Below are 17,358 nucleotides of genomic sequence, written 5' to 3' on the forward strand. Positions count from 1 at the left end.
GAAGCCACTCGCTTGACACAGGAGCGCCTTGTGTAAACCATGTCCGCATGGACGTTGCCGAATCCGTGTGGCGCGACACCAAGCGGCCGCTGTGGCCCCTGGCGCTCGTGGTGCCGGCCCTGCCGTTCGCCGCCTGGGCCCTGGCCGCCACGACCGGCTCGGGCTGGGCGTGGTGGCTGACGCCGGTCGTGATCCTGGGCGTCATCCCGGTCATCGACCTGCTCGTCGGCGACGACCGCGCCAACCCGCCCGAGGACGCCGTCCCCGCGCTGCAGGCGTCGCCGTACTACCGGTGGATCACGTACCTCTTCCTGCCCGCGCAGTTCGCGGCGCTGGCGGTGTGCTGCGCGGCGTGGGTACGGGGGCCGGGCGTCGCCGGCGGCGCCGGGCTCGTCCTGACCGCGGGCCTGGTCAACGGCATCGCCATCAACACCGCGCACGAGCTGGGGCACAAGCGGGAGAGCGCCGAACGGTGGCTGTCGAAGATCGCGCTGGCGCCGACCGGGTACGGGCACTTCTTCGTCGAGCACAACCGCGGGCACCACGTCCGCGTCGCCACACCCGAGGATCCGGCCAGTTCCCGGCTCGGCGAGTCGTACTACCGCTTCTGGCCCCGGACGGTGCTGGGCAGCCTGCGCTCGGCGTGGCGGCTCGAGACGGCTTCTCCGTCCTGGAGGCGGTCAACTACCTCGAGCACTACGGCCTGCTCCGGCAACGCAACGCCGCCGGGCGCTACGAGAAGGTCGACGCGCGGCACAGCTGGAACAGCGACCGGCTGACCACCAACGTCTTCCTCTTCCAGCTGCAGCGGCACAGCGACCACCACGCGAACCCGCTACGCCGCTACCAGACGCTGCGGAGCTTCGACGTCTCCCCGCAACTGCCGGCCGGGTACGCGACGATGCTGCTCCTCGCGCTCGTGCCGCCCCTGTGGCGCCGCGTGATGGACCACCGGGTCCTGGCGCACTACGGCGGTGACGCCTCCCTGGCCAACACGGCCCCGCCCCTGTAACGGCGCCGTCTACGCTGGGCGGGCCATGACCTCAGCTTCCTCGTACCGGGAGGCGACCCGCGCCCGGCTCCGCGAGTCCCTCGTGGCCGCCGCGCGGGCCCTGACCGTCGCGCACGGGTGGGAGCACGTCCGGATGGCCGACGTGGCGAGCGCGGCGGGCGTCAGCCGGCAGACGGTCTACAACGAGTTCGAGGGCCGGCCGGGGCTGGCGGAGGCGCTGGCCACCGCCGAGATCCGGCACTTCGTCGCCGCGGTCCGCGAGCAGTTGTTCGCCCACGGCGCCGACGTCCGGGCGGCCGCGCACGCCGCCATCCTGCACACGTTGCGGGAGGCCGAGGCCAATCCCCTCGTCCGCGCGATCCTGACCAGCGCCCGCGGCGGCGCCGACGAGCTGTTCCCCTTCCTGACGACCCGTTCGGGGATCGTCCTGGAGGCTGCCGGCGCGGTCGTCGAGGAGTGGGCCGCCGCGCATCTCCCGGACGCCGACCCCGCCGTCGTCCACCTCGCCGCGGCGTCCATCATCCGCCTCACGGTCAGCCACATCGTGCTGCCGCTCGGCGATCCGGCCACCTCGGCCACCGCCCTGGCCGAGGTCTTCGTCCGCCTGATGCGATGATCCGGCACCGCGGTCCGGCGGCGGGAAATGCCGCGCCGAGACGCTGAACCGGTATATCCGCGAATTGTCCGATCCGTTCTGCCGTACTCGCGAGTAGCGATTTCTGAATGGTTACGAGCACCTGAGTGACGCCTTTGGGACAGTCGTTCCCCCGCTTTCCTGGGGTAGGGTCCGTCACGTTCATCGACGGTTCGATCATGCTGGGAAGAGGGGGCCGATGCGGCTCACGGGGGACCTCGCCGAGGTCGGCCCGTACCGGATCCTCGGCCGGCTCGGCGAGGGCGGCATGGGCACCGTCTACCTGGCCGCCGACCCGGGCGGCCGGGAGGTCGCCGTCAAGGTCGTCCGGCCGGACCTGGCGCTCGACGACCAGTTCCGGCGGCGGTTCCGCAGCGAGGTGAACCGGGCCCGGCAGGTGCCGCCGTTCTGCACGGCCGAGGTGCTGGACGCCGACCCGTACCACGACCCGCCGTACCTGGTGGTCGAGTACATCGACGGGCCGAGCCTCTACGAGGTGGTGCAGCGGCAGGGACCGCTGTCCCGGACGACCCTGCACAGCGTGGCCGTCGGCATCGCCACCGCGCTCACCGCCATCCACGGCGCCGGGGTCGTGCACCGCGACCTGAAGCCCGGCAACGTGCTGTTCGGGCTGGGCGGCATCAAGGTCATCGACTTCGGCATCGCCCGGGCGCTCGAGCCGACCAGCATGCACACGCGGACCAACCAGATGGTCGGCACGGTGTCGTACATGGCGCCGGAGCGCTTCGAACACGAGTCGGTGTCGCAGGTCGGCACGCCCGCCGACGTGTTCGCGTGGGGCGCCGTGGTGGCGTACGCGGGCACCGGCCGTACCCCGTTCGGCGCCGAGTCCCCCGCGGCCACCGCCGTGCGCATCATGACCCACCCGCCGGAGCTGTCCGGGCTGGACGAGCCGATGCGCGGCCTGGTGGCGCGGGCCCTCGCCAAGAACCCGGCGGACCGGCCGGGCACCCGCGAGCTGCTCGACGAGCTGCTCGCCACCGCACCCCAGCCGCAGACGACGTCCGGCACCTCCGCGCCGGTGAGCGCCGCACCCCCGGCGTCGATGCGCGGCACTCCGTTCCTGCGCGAGGTGGTCGAGGCGGCGGCGAGCCGGCGTCCCGTCGCGGCGGCGCCCGTCCAGCGGCCCATCCCGATGACCCCGCCACCGGCCGTCCGCCGCTCGGGGCCGCGCTGGGTGGGCGCCCTGCGGCGGTTCGAGGTGGCCGCGGCGGCCGCCGTGGTGCTCGCCGTCACGACCGCTGTCGTGGTGACCCTGCGCGCCACCGGCCAGCCGTCCGGGGCAGCGCCGGATCAGGCGGCGGACCGGCCGGCGACCGTGGCCACCGCCGCCCAGCCGCCGGCCGCTGCCGCGTCCACGCTCGCGGACCCCGGCGACGCCACTCCCCCGGCGCTGACCGGCCATCGCCGGGTCGCGCTGCGGCCGGTGGGCACGGACCTCGACCTCGGCGTGGCGGCCGGCGGACGTGTCGTCCCGGCCGGGTCGGCGGAACCCACAGAGTTCGTGCTCACCCCGGCGGCGGGGGCGTACCGGATCCGTACGGTCTCCGGGCGCTGCCTGACCGCCGGCCCGGCGGTGACCCTCGGGGCGTGCACCGGCGACGCCGCCCTGTTCACCGTCGACCCGGTGCGCGAGGACACGATCCTGCTCTCCCACGCCGGCACGGGGGTGGCGCGGTGGAGCGAGGACCGCGGCGCGATCGTGCTCGAGCGGCCGGGCGGCGGCACCGAGCCGACCGCCTTCACGCTCGTCGACCGCGGCCCCGCCTGACGCCCGCCGGGTTCACCCGCGGCGGCGCAGGCAGATGAGCTTGCCGCCCGCGTCGACCGCGACCACCTCCCAGCCGCGTTCCTCGAGCAGCTCGGCGGCCGACAGCAGGACGTCCACCCGCGGCAGGTCGCCGGGATGGACCTTCGCGTCGGCGAAGTACGAGGCGTGCGAGATCACCAGGTAGATGAGGCGGAACGGGTAGCCGTCCAGGACCACGCGGCCGGAGAGGACGTCGTCGGCCTCGAAGACCCGGGGCGGGCGGGGCAGCATCAGCGTTCCTCCCGCGCGCGGCAGTAGACGTCGCCCGAGTTCGCCTCGTGCGGCAGGGCGCGCAGGCGCTCCCCCAGCTCGCCGGCGGAGACCCAGTCCGGGACGAGGAAGCGCCGCTCGTCGCCCAGCGACAGCGTGAAGCCGTCGAAGCCCAGCTCCGTGGCCCGTTGCAGGCACCGGGCGGCGAGGTCGCGTTCGATCGTGGTGAACTCGAACGACAGCACCGGGATCGACCGGCTCAGCCCGGCGAGCACCCGGTCCTCGAAGCCCTCGACGTCGATCTTGGCGAAGGCGGGGACGCCGTACCGCTCGATGAGCAGGTCCATCGTGGTCGAGGCGACCTCGATCCGGCCGTCCCAGCGCTGGCCGTGCCAGCCGTCGGCGCCCGCGGCGGCCTCGATGAAGTGCGACGAGGCCGTGGAGACCGTCGGGTTGTCGCTGTTGACGTGCAATTCCAGGGTGCCCGGCTCGGCGCCGCACGCGGCGTGCACCAGCGACACCTCCGGCTCGTCGCCGTACAGCTCCTCCAGGACCCGCATGCAGGAGGGCTGCGGCTCCAGGGCGACCACCCGGGCGCCGAGCCGGCGGAAACAGGCGATGTGGTCGCCGACGTGCGCGCCGACGTCGAACACGAGGTCGCCGGGCCGCACGAAGCGCCCGTAGAACGCGTCCATGCTCGCCTCGCGGCGGGTGTCGCCGTAGTAGAAGTCCAGGGACCGGCGCAGCCCCGACAGCTCGGGGTCGGCCTTGAGTCGCGCCAGCACGGCGCCGCGGTCGGCGGCGGTCATGAGCCCACGAAGATGCAGAAGGGGTGGCCGGCCGGGTCGGCGTACACGTACAGCTGCTCGACGGGGTCGTCGCGGCGGTCGAGCAGGAGCGTGGCACCGAGGGCCAGCGCCCGTTCGTGCTGCGCGTCCAGCTCACCGACGTCGGGCACCGTGGTGTCGAGGTGCAGCTGCTGCGGCACGCGCGGGTCCGGCCAGGTCGCCGCGGGCAGCTCGCCGACCTGCTGGAACGCGAGCTGCCGGGCACCGTCGCCGCCGCGCAGCACGAGCCAGTCCTGACCCTTGTCCTCCTCGTCGCCGGGCCGGTACGTCAGCCCGAACATCTGCCGGTAGAACTCCGCCAGCCCGCGGACGTCCGTGGTGTCCAGCACGGTCTGCAGGATCTTCGGGTAGGTCGCCATGCCCCGAGCAAACCATGGATCATCGCCGCGCACCGCCCCGGGTCGCCGGGACGGCGTCAGGACGCGGCCCGCGGTCCCAGCAGCAGGCGCGTCGCCTCGACGGCCGGGTCGACGATGGTCCGCACGTCGCGGCCGTCCTCGACCGTGGCGGCGATCAGCTCGCGCAGCCCGCCGAGCAGGATGACGGCGGTCTGGTCCGACGGCGGCCGTACGCCCGCGGCCCGCAGTCGCGGCGTGTCGGTCAGCCGCTGGATGAGCACGACGAACGCGGCCATCGTCTCCCGCTGGACCTGCCGGGCGTGGCCCTGTCCGAGCGCCGGCACGTCGCGGATCCAGCTGAGCGTGATGGGCGGGTCGGCCTGGACGGCGGCGATCCAGCCCTCGATCGCCTGGCGTACCTGCAACTCCCACGCCGCGCCCGGGTCGACGCTCGCCGAGATGCGGGCGATCGTGCGCTCGTTGGTCTCGTACAGCAGGGCGACCAGGCACTCCTGGCGGTCGGTGAAGTGCGCGTAGAACGTACGCCGCGACGTGCGCGCCGCCCGCACGATGTCCGCCACCGTGGTGTCCGGGTAGCCGTGCCGGCGGATGCAGGCCGCCATCCCGTCGAGGAGGCGGCGGCGGAAGCCGGTGTCCGCGCCGGCCGGCACGTCGGTGGTCGTCACGGCCACAAAGCTATCGCCTGCACCCTTGTGCGGTGTCGGTACGCGGCCGTACCGTGGCCTGGTACGCCGGCGTACCAGCGGAGGTGAGCGATGACCGCGACCACCCTGAAGGCGGTCCTGCCCGACGGCCCCAGCAGTCCCCGCCTCGTGCAGGCGGTGCGGTTCGCGGCCGGGCGGCGCCGCACGATGCGCCGGCTGCGCGCGCGGTACGGCTCCGCGTTCACCGTCGACTCGCTCAACCTGGGCCGGATGGTGATGCTCGCCGACCCCGCCGAGGTGCGGGAGCTGTTCCAGACCGGCCCCGAGCTCGCCGACACCCCCGACGCCAACCTCGGCTCGGTGCTCGGGCCCGGCTCGCTGTTCGCGATCCGCGACGAGGAGCACCGGCAGCAGCGGCGGCTGCTCACGCCGCCGTTCCACGGGCGCCGGCTGCGGGCGTACGAATCGATGATCGAGGAGGAGACGCGGCGCGAGACGGCGTCCTGGCCGGAGGGCCGGCCGTTCCCCGTCATGCCGTCCACCATGCGCATCACGCTGAACGTGATCCTGCGCGCGGTGTTCGGCGCGGAGGGCGCCGACCGCGACGACCTGCGCGAACTGCTGCCCGCCATGGTGAAGCTCGGTTCGGTGCTGGCGGTGGTGCCCGCGGCGCGGGTCGAGCTGGGCGGTCACGGTCCGGGAGCGCGGTTCCGGCGCTACCGGCAGCGGTACGACGCGGCCGTCGACCGGCTCGTCGACCGGGCGGCCGCGGATCCCGGCCTCGCCGACCGTGACGACGTGCTGGCCATGCTGCTGCAGTCCCGCTACGACGACGGCTCGGCGATGAGCCGCAGCCAGATCGCCGACCAGCTGCTGACGCTGCTGGCGGCGGGCCACGAGACGACCGCCACGACGCTGGCGTGGGCGGTCGAGCGGCTGCGCCGCCACCCCGGGCTGCTGCACCGCCTGGTCGCCGAGGACGACGCCGGCGGCAGCGCGCTGCGCGAGGCCACCCTCATCGAGGTGCAGCGGGTCCGGCCCGTCGTCGAGATGACCTCCCGGCAGGTACGCGCGGACAGCCTGCGCATCGGCCGCTGGACGCTGCCCCGCGGCACCGTGGTCACGGCCTGCATCGCGCTGCTGCACGACGACGAGACGCTGTTCCCGCACCCGGAGGTGTTCGACCCCGACCGGTTCGTGGGCGCGCGGACCGACGCGGGCTGGATCCCGTTCGGCGGCGGCGTGCGCCGGTGCATCGGTGCCGCATTCGCAACCCTGGAGATGAATGTCGTCCTGCGCACGCTGCTGCGCGACTTCACGTTCGTCCCGACGGCGGAGCGACCGGAGCGCTCGCACAACCGCGGCATCGCCGTGGCGCCGGGCAAGGGCGGCCTCGCGGTGGTGCACCGCCGCTGGACCGTTCTTTCGAACATTAACGAACATCGATACTCGGACATTGACGCAAACGATCAGGCGGCGTAACTTCCGGTTGAAAGTCGACTTGCGTCAATGTCTGCCGTCCGGCCACCGCGCAGACGCCCGCTCCGCTTTCCCCTGCTAGGAGCACATCCCCATGCGCAGAGACCGATCACTCCTGCTCACCCTGGCCGCGACCCTGGCGCTCGTCGCCGGCATGCTGGCCGGCTTCCCCGGCGCCGCCTCGGCCGCCACCTCCCAGCCCTGCGACATCTACGGTTCGGCCGGCACCCCGTGCGTCGCCGCGCACAGCACCACCCGGGCGCTCTTCGGCGCGTACGCCGGCCCGCTCTACCAGCTGACCCGCGCCTCCGACCGGGCCACGCACGACGTGGGCCTGCTCGCGGCCGGCGGCTACGCGAACGCGGCCGACCACGACGCGTTCTGCAACGGCACCACCTGCAGCATCACCAAGATCTACGACCAGACCGCCCGGCACAACGACCTGACCGTCTCCCCGGCGGGCACGGCCGGCCCGGCGGACTACCCGGCCGACGCGAGCGAGATCGCCGTCACCGCGGGCGGCCACAAGGTGTACGGCATCTGGATCTCACCCCAGCACGGCTACCGGCGCACCGCGGGCTCCGGTGTCGCCGTCAACGGGCAGCCCGAGGGCATGTACATGGTCGCCAGCGGCACCCACGTCGGCTCCGACTGCTGCTTCGACTACGGCAACGCCGAGATCCAGGTCGCGGACACCGGCAACGGTCACATGGACGCGGTCAGCATCGCCACCACCTGCTACTTCCCGCCCTGCACCGGCTCGGGCCCGTGGGTGGAGGCGGACCTGGAGAACGGCATGTTCCAGGGCGCGAACGGCTCCAACACCGCGAACCTCGGCAACAGCAGCACGTACGTGACGGCGCTGCTGAAGAACAACGGGCAGACCACGTACGCGCTCAAGGGCGGCAACTCGCAGTCCGGCGGGCTGACCACGTGGTGGAACGGCGCCCTGCCCAACCGCGGCGGCTACATCCCGATGCACCAGGAAGGCTCGATCATCCTGGGCACCGGCGGCGACAACAGCAACCGCAACATGGGCACGTTCTTCGAAGGCGTCATGACGTCCGGCTACCCGACCGACGCCGCCGACAACGCGGTGCAGGCGAACATCGTCGCGGCCGGCTACTCCGGACAGACGAACGTGCCGAACGGCCCGCAGGGCACGATCGCCGCCCCTGGTGGCAAGTGCGTCGACGTGGCAGCCGACGACACCGGCGTCAACCTGGCCGCCGTCCAGCTGTGGGACTGCCAGGGCTACGCCGAGGACCAGCACTGGTCGCACTTCCCCGACAACACCTTGCGGACGCTCGGCCGCTGCCTCGACATCAACGGCAACGGCACGGCCAACAACACCCAGGTCGAGCTGTACGACTGCAACGGTGTCGGCGGCCAGAAGTGGGTGCAGCAGGCCGACGGCTCCCTGCGCAACCCGCAGTCCGGCCGCTGCCTCGACTCGCCCGGCGGAGCCACGGGCAACGGCACCCGCCTGCAGATCTACGACTGCAACGGCAGCGCGGCGCAGAAATTCGCGGTCACCGGCGGCGGCGTCACCACCGGCCCGGGCGGCAAATGCGTCGACGTGGCAGCCGACGACACCGGCGGTAACCTCGCCGCGGTCCAGCTCTGGGACTGCCAGAGCTACGCCGTCGACCAGCACTGGTTCCACAACGCGAACGGCTCCTTGCGTACGCTCGGCCGCTGCCTCGACATCAACGGCAACGGCACGGCCAACAACACCCAGGTCGAGCTGTACGACTGCAACGGCGTCGGCGGCCAGGTGTGGCAGCAACAGGCCGACGGCTCCCTGCGCAACCCGCAGTCCGGCCGCTGCCTGGACGCCCCGAACGGCGCCACGGGCAACGGAACCCGCCTGCAGATCTACGACTGCAACGGCAGCGCGGCGCAGAAGTTCGCGCTGAGCTGACCCGCTGACGGCACCGCCCCGGGCTCACCGGCGCGCCCCGGGCGGTGTTCAGCGGTCCCTCAGCAGCCGGGCGCGCAGCTGCACGGTCTCCGGTGACGGCGGCACGCCGAGCTGGTCGCGCAGGAGCCCGGCGAGTTGCTCGTACTGCCGCACGGCCCGTCCCCGGTCGCCGAGCGCGGCGTGGCACCGCATGAGCCCGCGGTGCGCCGCCTCCAGCAACGGGTCGTGGGCCGCCAGCCGGGTGAACACCTCGATCGCCTCGCCGAAGCGGTGCTGTTTCGCGAGCAGGCCGCCCAGCGTGCGCAGCACGTACTCGTACTCGCGGCGCAGCTGCTCGCGGTGCGGCTCGGCCCAGGCGCCGGTAGGGACGTCGCTCAGGAAGTCGCCGGCGTACAGCCTCGCCGCGGCGGTGAGCGCGCCGATGTCCTCGGATTTGCGGGCCGCCGTACCGAAGTCGTCCACGTCGAAGTGGAGCGGAAGGACCGGCTCCAACCGGTAGGTGCCGCCGGCGTAGCGCACTCGCACCGCGTCACCGAGGGCGCGACGCAGGAGCTTCAGTCCCGTGTGGAAGCTGTTGCGCAGCTCGGTGCCCGCGGCGTCCGGCCACAGCGCCAGTCCGATCTCGGCCTTGGTGCTGCCGGGCCGGGTGAGCAGGTGGTAGAGCAGCTCCCGTGGCTTCGCGTACGTCCAGTCCGCCGCCCCCACCGTGCGGCCTGCCACCACGACCCGGGTGCGGCCCAGCGCCTGCACCACGACCTCCGCCGCGGACACGGCCACGGCGACCGGCGCGGCGACGACCGCGGGCGGGTCTGTCAACGCTTCCGCGACCGCCTCGTCCACCGTCCACGCCCGGGCCTGCGAGCAGGCTCGTTCCAGCTCGGCCGGGGCGAGCTGCGCGCGGACCGCCTGCCACCGCCGCTCGTGGCCGGCCCGCTCGCACGGCGGCAGCGGGGTGCCGAGGGTCTCGCGGAGGCTGTCCGCGGCCGCCAGCAGCCGGGCGCCGCCGGGCGGGTCGGTCCGCAGGCCCGCGAGCGCGTCCAGCACACTCGCCGTACGCCAGCGGTCGCCCAGCTCGTGGTGCACGCGCAGGCTGTCACGCAGCAGCCGGACCGCCTCCGTACGCTCGCCGCGCGCCGCCGCGATCATGCCCTGCTGGTCCCGCGCCCAGGCCGTCGCCTCCCGCAGCCCGAGCCGGTCGCCGATGGCCAGGCTCCGGTCCAGCAGCGACCACGCGGTGCCCGGATCCCCCCGATGGCGGGTGGCGGCGGCGAGGTCGATGAGCGCGCCGGCCAGCCCCTCGTCGTCGCCGAGCTCCCGGAAGCGGCGGACGGCGTCGGCGGACCACTCCACGGCCGCGTCGTGGTCGCCCTCCAGGCCGGCGGTGAAACCCATGGACTTGATGGCCCGGGCGGTACCGGCCGGGTCACCGCGGCGGCGGGCGATCGCGAGCACCTCCGCGTGGTGGCGGCGGGCGTCGGCGTACCGGCCCTGTTCGCGGGCGATGCTGGCGAGGCTCTGCACCGCGTCGGCCACGCCCCGGTCGTCGCCGGTGGCGGTGTGCAGGCGTCGTGCCTCGTCGAGGCGGGCCGTGGCCGGGGCGTACTCGCACTGCAGGAACTCCAGCGTGCCGAGCGCGGTGAGCGCCTTCGCCCGGGCGGCGGGAGCGGTGCTTCCGTCCAGGCCGGACACCGCGGCGGCCAGCCACTGCCGGCCCTCGGCGTACTGGCCGCTGAGCCGCCAGTAGCGGCCGAGCGCTCCGGCGAGGCGTACGCCCAGCCCGGGATCGTGGCCGCGGGACCAGGCCAGCGCCGCCCGCAGGTTGTCGCGGTCGCGGTGCAGCCGATCGAGCCACCCGGTCAGGCCGGCGCCGGCGAGCCCGCGCTCTCCGCGCTCGGCCAGCTCCAGCATGAAATGGGCGTGCCGGGTGCCGGTGATGCCGGCCTGCTCGCCCAGCCGGTCCGCCGCGTACTGGCGGACGACCTCGAGGAACCGGTACCGCTCCTCGCTCCCGTCGGTGCGCGCCTGCACGAGGGACTTTTCGACGAGCCGCGTCAGCAGTTGCAGCGTGTCCAGGGCCCCGGCGTCGTCGCCCGCGACGGCCGCCGCGGCGGCGAGGCCGAACCCGCCGCGGAAGACCGACAGCCGGGCGAACAGGTCCCGCTCGGCGGCCGGCAGCAGGTCGTGACTCCAGTCGAGGGTGGCGCGCAGCGTAGCCTGCCGTGGCGGGACGTCGCGCCCGGTGGTGACCAGCAGCGACACCGCGTCGTCGAGCCACCCGACGATGCGCGGCAGCGGCAGCACGCGCAGCCGCGCGGCGGCGAGCTCCAGGGCGAGCGGCATCCCGTCGAGCCTCCGGCACAGCCGGGCGACGTCGGCCGCGTTGGCGTCGGTCACCGCGAAGTCCGGCCGGACCAGCCGGGCCCGGTCGGTGAAGAGCTCCACGGCCGGGCTGACGGTGAGATCCGCGGCGCGCGGCGCGGCCGGCTCCGCGGGAACCGGCAGACCCTCCAGCCACCAGGTGCTCTCCCCCGCCGCGGCGAGCGGTTCCCGGCTCGTCGTCAGGATCCGCAACCGCGGGCAGGCGGCGAGCAGCTCACCGGCGAGCTCCGCGCAGCCCGCGACGAGGTGCTCGCAGTTGTCCAGCACCAGCAGGCCGTCCCGCTCGCGCAACCGCCGGGCCACCGCCTCCGCCGGGGACCGGCCGGGGACCTCGGCCACCCGGACCGCATCGGCCACCGTGGACCACAGCAGCGCCGGCCGGTCGAGCTGCGCGAGCGACACCCACCAGGTCACCGGCCCGCCCTCGGCCTCCAGCCGGTCGCGGACCGCGTGCGCCAGCCGGGTCTTGCCGCTGCCACCCGGGCCGACCACGCTCACCAGCCGGGTCGTGCGGACGGCGGCCGCCAGGGCGGCGGTCTCCGCCTCCCGCCCGACGAACCGGGTCAGCGGCGAGCCCGCACCGCGCGGTACGACGGCGGCGCAGGGCGGCGCGGCGGTGGACTCGACGGACATGCGGGCGGCTCCCGGGCCGGTGACGGCGGACCGGGCTCCAGGGTCGAGTCCCCCGCCGGGCCGGTCAAGGCGAATGTCGGCTACCCGGCGCCGCCCTGACCTGCGCTCCCCCGCGATTCCCCCCACGGCACCCCGCAGCGCCCCCCACGCCCGCGGCGCAGCATCGATGCGTCCCGGAGCTCCGATGCCCGGGCCGTTCACGAGGGAGAAACCACCGATGCGAACCAACCCGCTCCGCCGGCGCCTGCTCCAGTTCGCCGTGGCGGCGGCCGCCGTACCCGCCGCGCTGCTGCCGCTCACGGCCTCCCCGGCCGCCGCCACCACCGGCGCGGCCGCGGCCCCGACGTTCACGAAGATCGAGGGCGCCGCCGGCGACGCGGCGGGCCTGCAGCCCACCGTGGACGCGTACCGCGCCCTGCTGGGCGAGCCCAACAACGGCAGCACGCCGGGCAGCCAGCCGGCCGGCCGCCGCGAGATCAACTGGGACGGTACGCCGGACGCCCAGTCCGCACCCAACGCGCTGCCCCGCGACTTCTTCAACACCACCGTGCCCCGCGGCGCGGTGTTCTCCTCCGGCGCGGGCAACAGGTTCCAGGTGAGCGCCGACTCCGACAACCCGACCTGGACGCCCGTGCGCTTCGGCAACCTCAACAGCCAGTACCCGGGCATCTTCGCCACGTTCAGCCCGCAGCGGCTGTTCACGCCGATCGGCACCAACCAGATGAGCGTCCGGTTCTTCAGCCCCGGCACGACCACACCGGCCACGGTGAAGGGCTTCGGCGCCGTCTTCACCGACGTCGACAAGGCGGACACCACGAAGATCGAGCTGTACGACCGCTGGGGCGCCCGGCTGTGGTGGCACGCCGTACCGAAGGGCACGACCGCGTCCAAGAGCCTGTCGTTCCTGGGCGTCAAGACCAGCGCCGATGTCTACGAGGTCCGGATCACCACCGGGAACGCGCCGCTGAGCGCGACCAACACCGACACCTCGACGCGCGACGTGGTGGTCATGGACGACCTGCTGTACGGAGAGCCGCACCCGCTCTCCTGACCGGAACGGCACCGACGGGCGTGGGGGGGGGGGGGGGGGGGGGGGGCCCCCCGCCCACGCCGTCGCCGGGCGCGGACCAGCCGCTGCCTCAGCCCGGCCCGCGCAGCGCGTCGACCGGCTGCATGCCGGCCGCGCGCAAAGCGGGATACAGCCCCGCCAGCAGACCGACCGCCGCGCCGGCCACCGGTGCGGCGGCGGCGAGACCGGCGTCCAGGACCGGGGTCCACTGCCGGGCGACGCTGATGACCACGACGGCGACGATGCCCGCGCTGGCGCCGATGATGCCGCCGAGCAGGCCCACGACGGTGGATTCCAGCAGGAACTGGATGGCGATGTGGCGGCGGCGGGCGCCCAGGGCCCGGCGCAGGCCGATCTCCGCCGTGCGTTCCATGACCGTCACCAGGGTCACGTTGGCGATGCCGAGCGCACCGACGACCAGGGAGACCACGCCGAGGACGAGCAGCAGACCGCTGACGTCCTCGGCGACCCCGGTGCGCAGCTCGGCCGGGTCCGGCGGCGCCTGCACCCGGACGGCCGCGGGGTCGTCGGGGCTCAGCGCGATCGGGGCCTGGCCGGCGACGAGCGGGGCCGCGCCGAGGCTGGTGGTGACGATGACGGAGCTCGCCGGGCCGAGGTGCAGGGTGTCGTCGGCGGCGGTCCACGGCACGATCACCGCGCCGGTCAGGCCCTGCTGGTCGGCGCGGCGTACCGGGCCCAGCACGCCGACGACCGTGAACGGCACGCCCGCGACGAAGACCGCGGGCTGGTTGTCGATGCGGGTCACGCCGAGCAGCCGGGCCGCCTGCTCGCCGAGGACGGCGACCCGGTCCCGGCGGCGGATGTGGCCGTCGTCGAAGAAGCGGCCCAGGGAGATCTCGGTACGGGCGGCCGCGGGCAGCGCCGTGCTCGCCCCGAGCAGCGGCAGCGTACGGTCCAGCACCCGTTCCGGATCGCGGAGCGTGTTGGCGCGTACAGCCGGCTCCTGACCCGCGGGCGACTGCGAGTACGCGGCCACCGCCTCGACCCCGTTCAGCCTGGCCAGGTCGTCCAGGGCGGCCCACCGCACCGTGGGCGGCGAGTCCGGTCTCGCCGGCGGATTGACGTCCACGGTGATCTCGGTGGCCGTGACGGAGTCGAACCGCCCGGCGATCTGGTCGCCCGCCGTGGCGGAGACGCCGAGCGTGGTGACCAGCGTGCCGATGCCGAGCACCGTGCCCAGGATCGTCAGCGCCGTCCGCGCCGGCCGGGTGCCGATCCCCGCCAGCACCTCCCCGGCGAGATCGCGCAGGTCCATGGTCATCGCGCGCTCACCGCCGGCAGCTCCGCGGTCGGCGCGTCGAGCTCGCTCAGCCGGCCGTCGGTGATGCGGACGCGGCGGGCGGCCCGGGCGCTGACCGCCTCGTCATGGGTGATCACGACGAGCGTGGTGCCGCCGTCCCGCAGCTCGTCGAAGAGGTCGAGCACCGCGCCGGTGGTGACGCTGTCGAGGTTGCCGGTGGGCTCGTCGCACAGCAGCAGCGCCGGCTCGCCGATGAGTGCCCGCGCGATGGCCACGCGCTGGCGTTCACCGCCGGACAGCCGCCCGGGCCGGAAGTCGCGCCGGTGCCCCATCCCGACCCGGTCGAGCGCGGCGGCCGCCCGGGCCGCCCGCCCGGCGCGGGGCGCGCCCGTGTACACCTCGCCGAGCATGACGTTGTCCAGCACGTCCCGATGGGCCAGCAGATGGAACGCCTGGAAGACGAAGCCGATCCGGGATCCGCGCAGCGCGGTCCGGGCCGGGTCGGACAGGCCGGTCGTCTCCACGCCCTCCAGCGCGTACGTGCCGCAGTCCGGGCGGTCCAGCAGCCCGAGGAGGTTCAGCAGCGTGGACTTGCCGGATCCGGACGGCCCGACGATGCCGACGTAGTCACCGGCCGCCACCCGCAGGTCCACATTGGACAGAGCGGCGACGGGCGGGTCGCTCGCGAAGGTACGGCTCACGCCGCGCAGGGCGATGACGGCGCTCATCGGTTGCCCACCACGACCCGGTCCCCCGCCGTCAGCGTCTCCGCGCCGCCCGGGGTGACCTGCACGTACCCGCCGGTGGTCAGCCCGGCCTCGACCGGGACGTCGCGTACCTTCCCGGCGCCGTCCTGGACGCTGACCCGCGCCTGGCCGTCCGAGGCGGTGTAGACCGCGGCGACCGGCACGGCGAGGACGGCGTGGCCGGTGCCGCCCACCTTGATGGTGATCTTGACCGACTGCCCGGCCAGCGCCTTCAGCTTGGCGGGGTTGCGCGGCCTGAGCCGGATCGGCGTGCCCGCGGCGGCTGCCTCCTGCGACCCTTCGGCGCCCTCGTCCCCGGCCGCCGGGGTGCCGTCCGCCGACGCCCCGGCCGCGGGAACGGCGCCGGCCCCCATCGCGCTGAGCGTCGCCGGGAAGGTGGCGCCGGACGAATGCTCCAGCGTCGCCGGCATACCGGTGCGGACCAGGTCCGCGTCGTCGGTGGCGACGTCCCCGTTCACCACGAGGGCCGGGTCGGAGACCGTACCGATCACCCCGGACGCCGCGCCGCCCGCCTTGACCGTCACGGTTGTCAGGCGCACGGGCAGCCTGGGCAGGAACAGGACCTCGCCGCCGGCGATGCTGATGCCGTACGTCCTCCGGACGTCGGCCAGCTCCGCCTTGGCGTCGGCGAGCGCGGGACCGGTGGCGGAGCGTACGGCCTCCTCCAACCTGCGTACCTCCGCACGTTGCTCGCGGCTGGGTCCGACGGCCTCGTAGCCGCGTTTGTCGTACCAGCGCGCCACGGCGTCGAGGGCACGGCCGTCGAGCGGCCCCGACCGGGCGACACCGCGGCCCGGGAGCAGCCGCCGCAGGGCCGCGCGCAGCTGCTGGACGTCGTCGCCGCTGCTGCCGCGCCTCAGGATCCGGTACATGGGGACCGAGCCTTTGAAGACGAACACCGGGCGGCCGCTCACCTCCAGCAGCACGTCGCCCTCGCGCAGGGTACGGCCGGCCGCCGGCGCCTTGGTGACCAGCGGGGCGGCGACCGTGCCGTCCTCGGCGGCGGCCACCGAGCCGGTCAGCGTGAGCGGCTGCGGGGCCCCGTACGCGACAGTGCCCTGCGCCGTGACGGTCGCGGTGAGCGTGCGCCGCTCCACCGCCACGGTGATCAGCGACGCCGGTGGGGGCCGGTGCGCGGCCGCGGCATCGGCGGGCGAGCGCACCCGGGCGCCCACCAGCCATCCGGCCGCCCCGGCGGCGAGCGCCACCGCCGTGGTCACCGCGACCACCCGCGCCGGGCCGGGACGGGGCAGACCCAGCCGCACGGTCAGCCCCGACCGTTGCCGGCGACGACCACCGCCGCGTACTTGTTGCGGACCTGGATCGCGTAGTCCGTACGGCAGTCCAGGTCGGCCAGGGCGGCCTTGATCTCGACCTGCAGTCCCGCCTTGGCCTCGTCGGGGCTCAGCTTCTTGTCGCCCGCCACCGCGGCGGTGACGGCTCCGCCCACCGGCACCTTCCCGCCGTCGGGGCCGGTCTGCGCCGGGAGCCGGCCGTCGATGGCGGCCTCCGACATCGCCGCCTCGATCTCACCGGGCCGGGTCGTGGTCACCTTGTAGCCCTGTTCGCGCAGGCAGTCGGCGTACTCCTGCGCGGCGGCGACGACCTGCGGGTCGGTCTGGAAGGCCTCGTACGCGCGCTGCCCCTCCTTGGACGCGGCCTCGTCCTGCTGTGCGTCGCCGAGCACCTCGGTCGAAGCCTGCGCGGCGCAGCCCGGCTTCCAGGTGCTCTTCTTGCGGTCGGATCCGACCTTGGGGAACTCGCCGGAGCCGTTCAGCGCCTCGTCCCAGGCCTTCTGGCGGGCCGGATCGAGAGCGTCCCGGATGGGCGTGTTCGGGTTGTGACCGGTGGGCGGGGTGAGCACGGGATCGTTCGGGTAGACGAGCTTGGCGAGGACGCCGAATCCGTACTTCGCGCGGAACGCCCGCACGTCGTTCGGTGACTCCACGACGGACTGCGGCCCGGCGAACCGGCCGCGCGCATCGCTGGCGGCGGGCTCGACGTACGCCACGTACCGGAAGCCCTTCTTCTTCATGCAGTCGGCGGTCCGGTTCTCCACCTCCTGCAGCTTCGCGGCCCCCTCGGCCGCCGCGCCCGTGGCGCCCACGGCGCCCGGCGTGGCACCGGCCGCCTGCGAGCCGGCGTCGTTTCCACTACAGGCGGTGATCAGAGCAAGGCTGAGCACAGCCATGGGTACGAGCACACGTCGCATCGGGATCTCCTGGGGTGCCTGGGCCGTCCCGTGGTGGACGGCCACCCATAGAGGTGTCCCGGCCGCGAGGAGGTTGCACCGCCGGCGAAGAAAAGA

General features: G+C 74.3%; 15 protein-coding genes and 1 pseudogene. 7 read left to right on the forward strand and 9 right to left on the reverse strand.

What is annotated here, in order from left to right; genetic code table 11:
- Positions 1-47: 47 nt before the first annotated feature.
- The 4 genes and pseudogenes from IT780_RS41845 to IT780_RS14640 all read left to right on the forward strand — a co-directional run.
- A pseudogene (locus IT780_RS41845) lies at positions 48-493 on the forward strand (alkane 1-monooxygenase); the annotation flags it as partial.
- Positions 473-1,012 carry a fatty acid desaturase gene (locus IT780_RS14630; protein WP_307831191.1) on the forward strand — a complete coding sequence of 180 codons (540 nt, stop codon included), beginning with the start codon at positions 473-475 and terminating at the stop codon, positions 1,010-1,012. The pseudogene IT780_RS41845 and the gene IT780_RS14630, both read left to right, overlap by 21 nt.
- A gap of 25 nt (positions 1,013-1,037) precedes the next feature.
- Entirely contained in the window at positions 1,038-1,628 is a 591-nt protein-coding gene (locus IT780_RS14635; RefSeq protein ID WP_199512082.1) for a TetR/AcrR family transcriptional regulator, read from the forward strand.
- A gap of 217 nt (positions 1,629-1,845) precedes the next feature.
- Positions 1,846-3,438: a serine/threonine protein kinase gene (locus tag IT780_RS14640; protein WP_199512083.1), complete on the forward strand. Its 1,593-nt coding sequence runs from the start codon at positions 1,846-1,848 to the stop codon at positions 3,436-3,438.
- Positions 3,439-3,450: 12 nt separating this feature from the next.
- On the opposite strand, the gene IT780_RS14645 is transcribed toward IT780_RS14640, so the two are convergent.
- Genes IT780_RS14645 through IT780_RS14660 form a run of 4 tightly spaced genes read right to left on the reverse strand, consistent with a single transcriptional unit; the run spans position 3,451 to position 5,559 of the window.
- Positions 3,451-3,708 (reverse strand): hypothetical protein, encoded by a 258-nt coding sequence (locus IT780_RS14645; protein ID WP_199512084.1) that lies wholly within the window; start codon positions 3,706-3,708, stop codon positions 3,451-3,453.
- A complete protein-coding gene (locus tag IT780_RS14650) occupies positions 3,708-4,496 on the reverse strand; it encodes an FkbM family methyltransferase (protein WP_199512085.1) in 789 nt (262 codons plus the stop codon). Before IT780_RS14650 ends, IT780_RS14645 begins: the two co-directional genes overlap by 1 nt.
- Entirely contained in the window at positions 4,493-4,894 is a 402-nt protein-coding gene (locus IT780_RS14655; RefSeq protein ID WP_199512086.1) for a VOC family protein, read from the reverse strand. Before IT780_RS14655 ends, IT780_RS14650 begins: the two co-directional genes overlap by 4 nt.
- 56 nt (positions 4,895-4,950) lie before the next feature.
- Entirely contained in the window at positions 4,951-5,559 is a 609-nt protein-coding gene (locus IT780_RS14660) for a TetR/AcrR family transcriptional regulator (RefSeq protein ID WP_199512087.1), read from the reverse strand.
- 90 nt (positions 5,560-5,649) lie between these two features.
- Here IT780_RS14660 and IT780_RS14665 point away from each other — a divergent pair, with 90 nt between their 5' ends.
- Positions 5,650-7,020: a cytochrome P450 gene (locus IT780_RS14665; RefSeq protein WP_199512088.1), complete on the forward strand. Its 1,371-nt coding sequence runs from the start codon at positions 5,650-5,652 to the stop codon at positions 7,018-7,020.
- A 91-nt stretch (positions 7,021-7,111) separates the two neighbouring features.
- Positions 7,112-8,941, forward strand: a complete 1,830-nt coding sequence (locus IT780_RS14670; RefSeq protein WP_199512089.1) for an arabinofuranosidase catalytic domain-containing protein — start codon at positions 7,112-7,114, stop codon at positions 8,939-8,941.
- Between the two features lie 48 nt (positions 8,942-8,989).
- Here the strand turns inward: IT780_RS14670 and IT780_RS14675 are convergent, their stop codons facing one another.
- Positions 8,990-11,953, reverse strand: a complete 2,964-nt coding sequence (locus IT780_RS14675) for a BTAD domain-containing putative transcriptional regulator (RefSeq protein WP_199512090.1) — start codon at positions 11,951-11,953, stop codon at positions 8,990-8,992.
- A gap of 217 nt (positions 11,954-12,170) precedes the next feature.
- Between IT780_RS14675 and IT780_RS14680 the strand changes: the two genes are divergently transcribed.
- A complete protein-coding gene (locus IT780_RS14680; protein ID WP_199512091.1) occupies positions 12,171-13,004 on the forward strand; it encodes a hypothetical protein in 834 nt (277 codons plus the stop codon).
- An 88-nt stretch (positions 13,005-13,092) separates the two neighbouring features.
- Here the strand turns inward: IT780_RS14680 and IT780_RS14685 are convergent, their stop codons facing one another.
- The 4 genes from IT780_RS14685 to IT780_RS14700 are packed head-to-tail and all read right to left on the reverse strand — an operon-like array spanning position 13,093 to position 17,262.
- Positions 13,093-14,304, reverse strand: a complete 1,212-nt coding sequence (locus tag IT780_RS14685; RefSeq protein WP_199512092.1) for an ABC transporter permease — start codon at positions 14,302-14,304, stop codon at positions 13,093-13,095.
- A complete protein-coding gene (locus tag IT780_RS14690; RefSeq protein ID WP_199512093.1) occupies positions 14,301-15,011 on the reverse strand; it encodes an ABC transporter ATP-binding protein in 711 nt (236 codons plus the stop codon). The genes IT780_RS14685 and IT780_RS14690 overlap by 4 nt, the downstream gene beginning before the upstream one ends.
- Positions 15,008-16,315: an efflux RND transporter periplasmic adaptor subunit gene (locus IT780_RS14695; RefSeq protein ID WP_199512094.1), complete on the reverse strand. Its 1,308-nt coding sequence runs from the start codon at positions 16,313-16,315 to the stop codon at positions 15,008-15,010. The genes IT780_RS14690 and IT780_RS14695 overlap by 4 nt, the downstream gene beginning before the upstream one ends.
- 2 nt (positions 16,316-16,317) lie before the next feature.
- Positions 16,318-17,262: a hypothetical protein gene (locus tag IT780_RS14700; RefSeq protein WP_199512095.1), complete on the reverse strand. Its 945-nt coding sequence runs from the start codon at positions 17,260-17,262 to the stop codon at positions 16,318-16,320.
- Between the last annotated feature and the right edge of the window lie 96 nt (positions 17,263-17,358).

Source organism: Nucisporomicrobium flavum (assembly GCF_016464385.1).
Lineage (GTDB): Bacteria > Actinomycetota > Actinomycetes > Mycobacteriales > Micromonosporaceae > Actinoplanes > Actinoplanes flavus_A.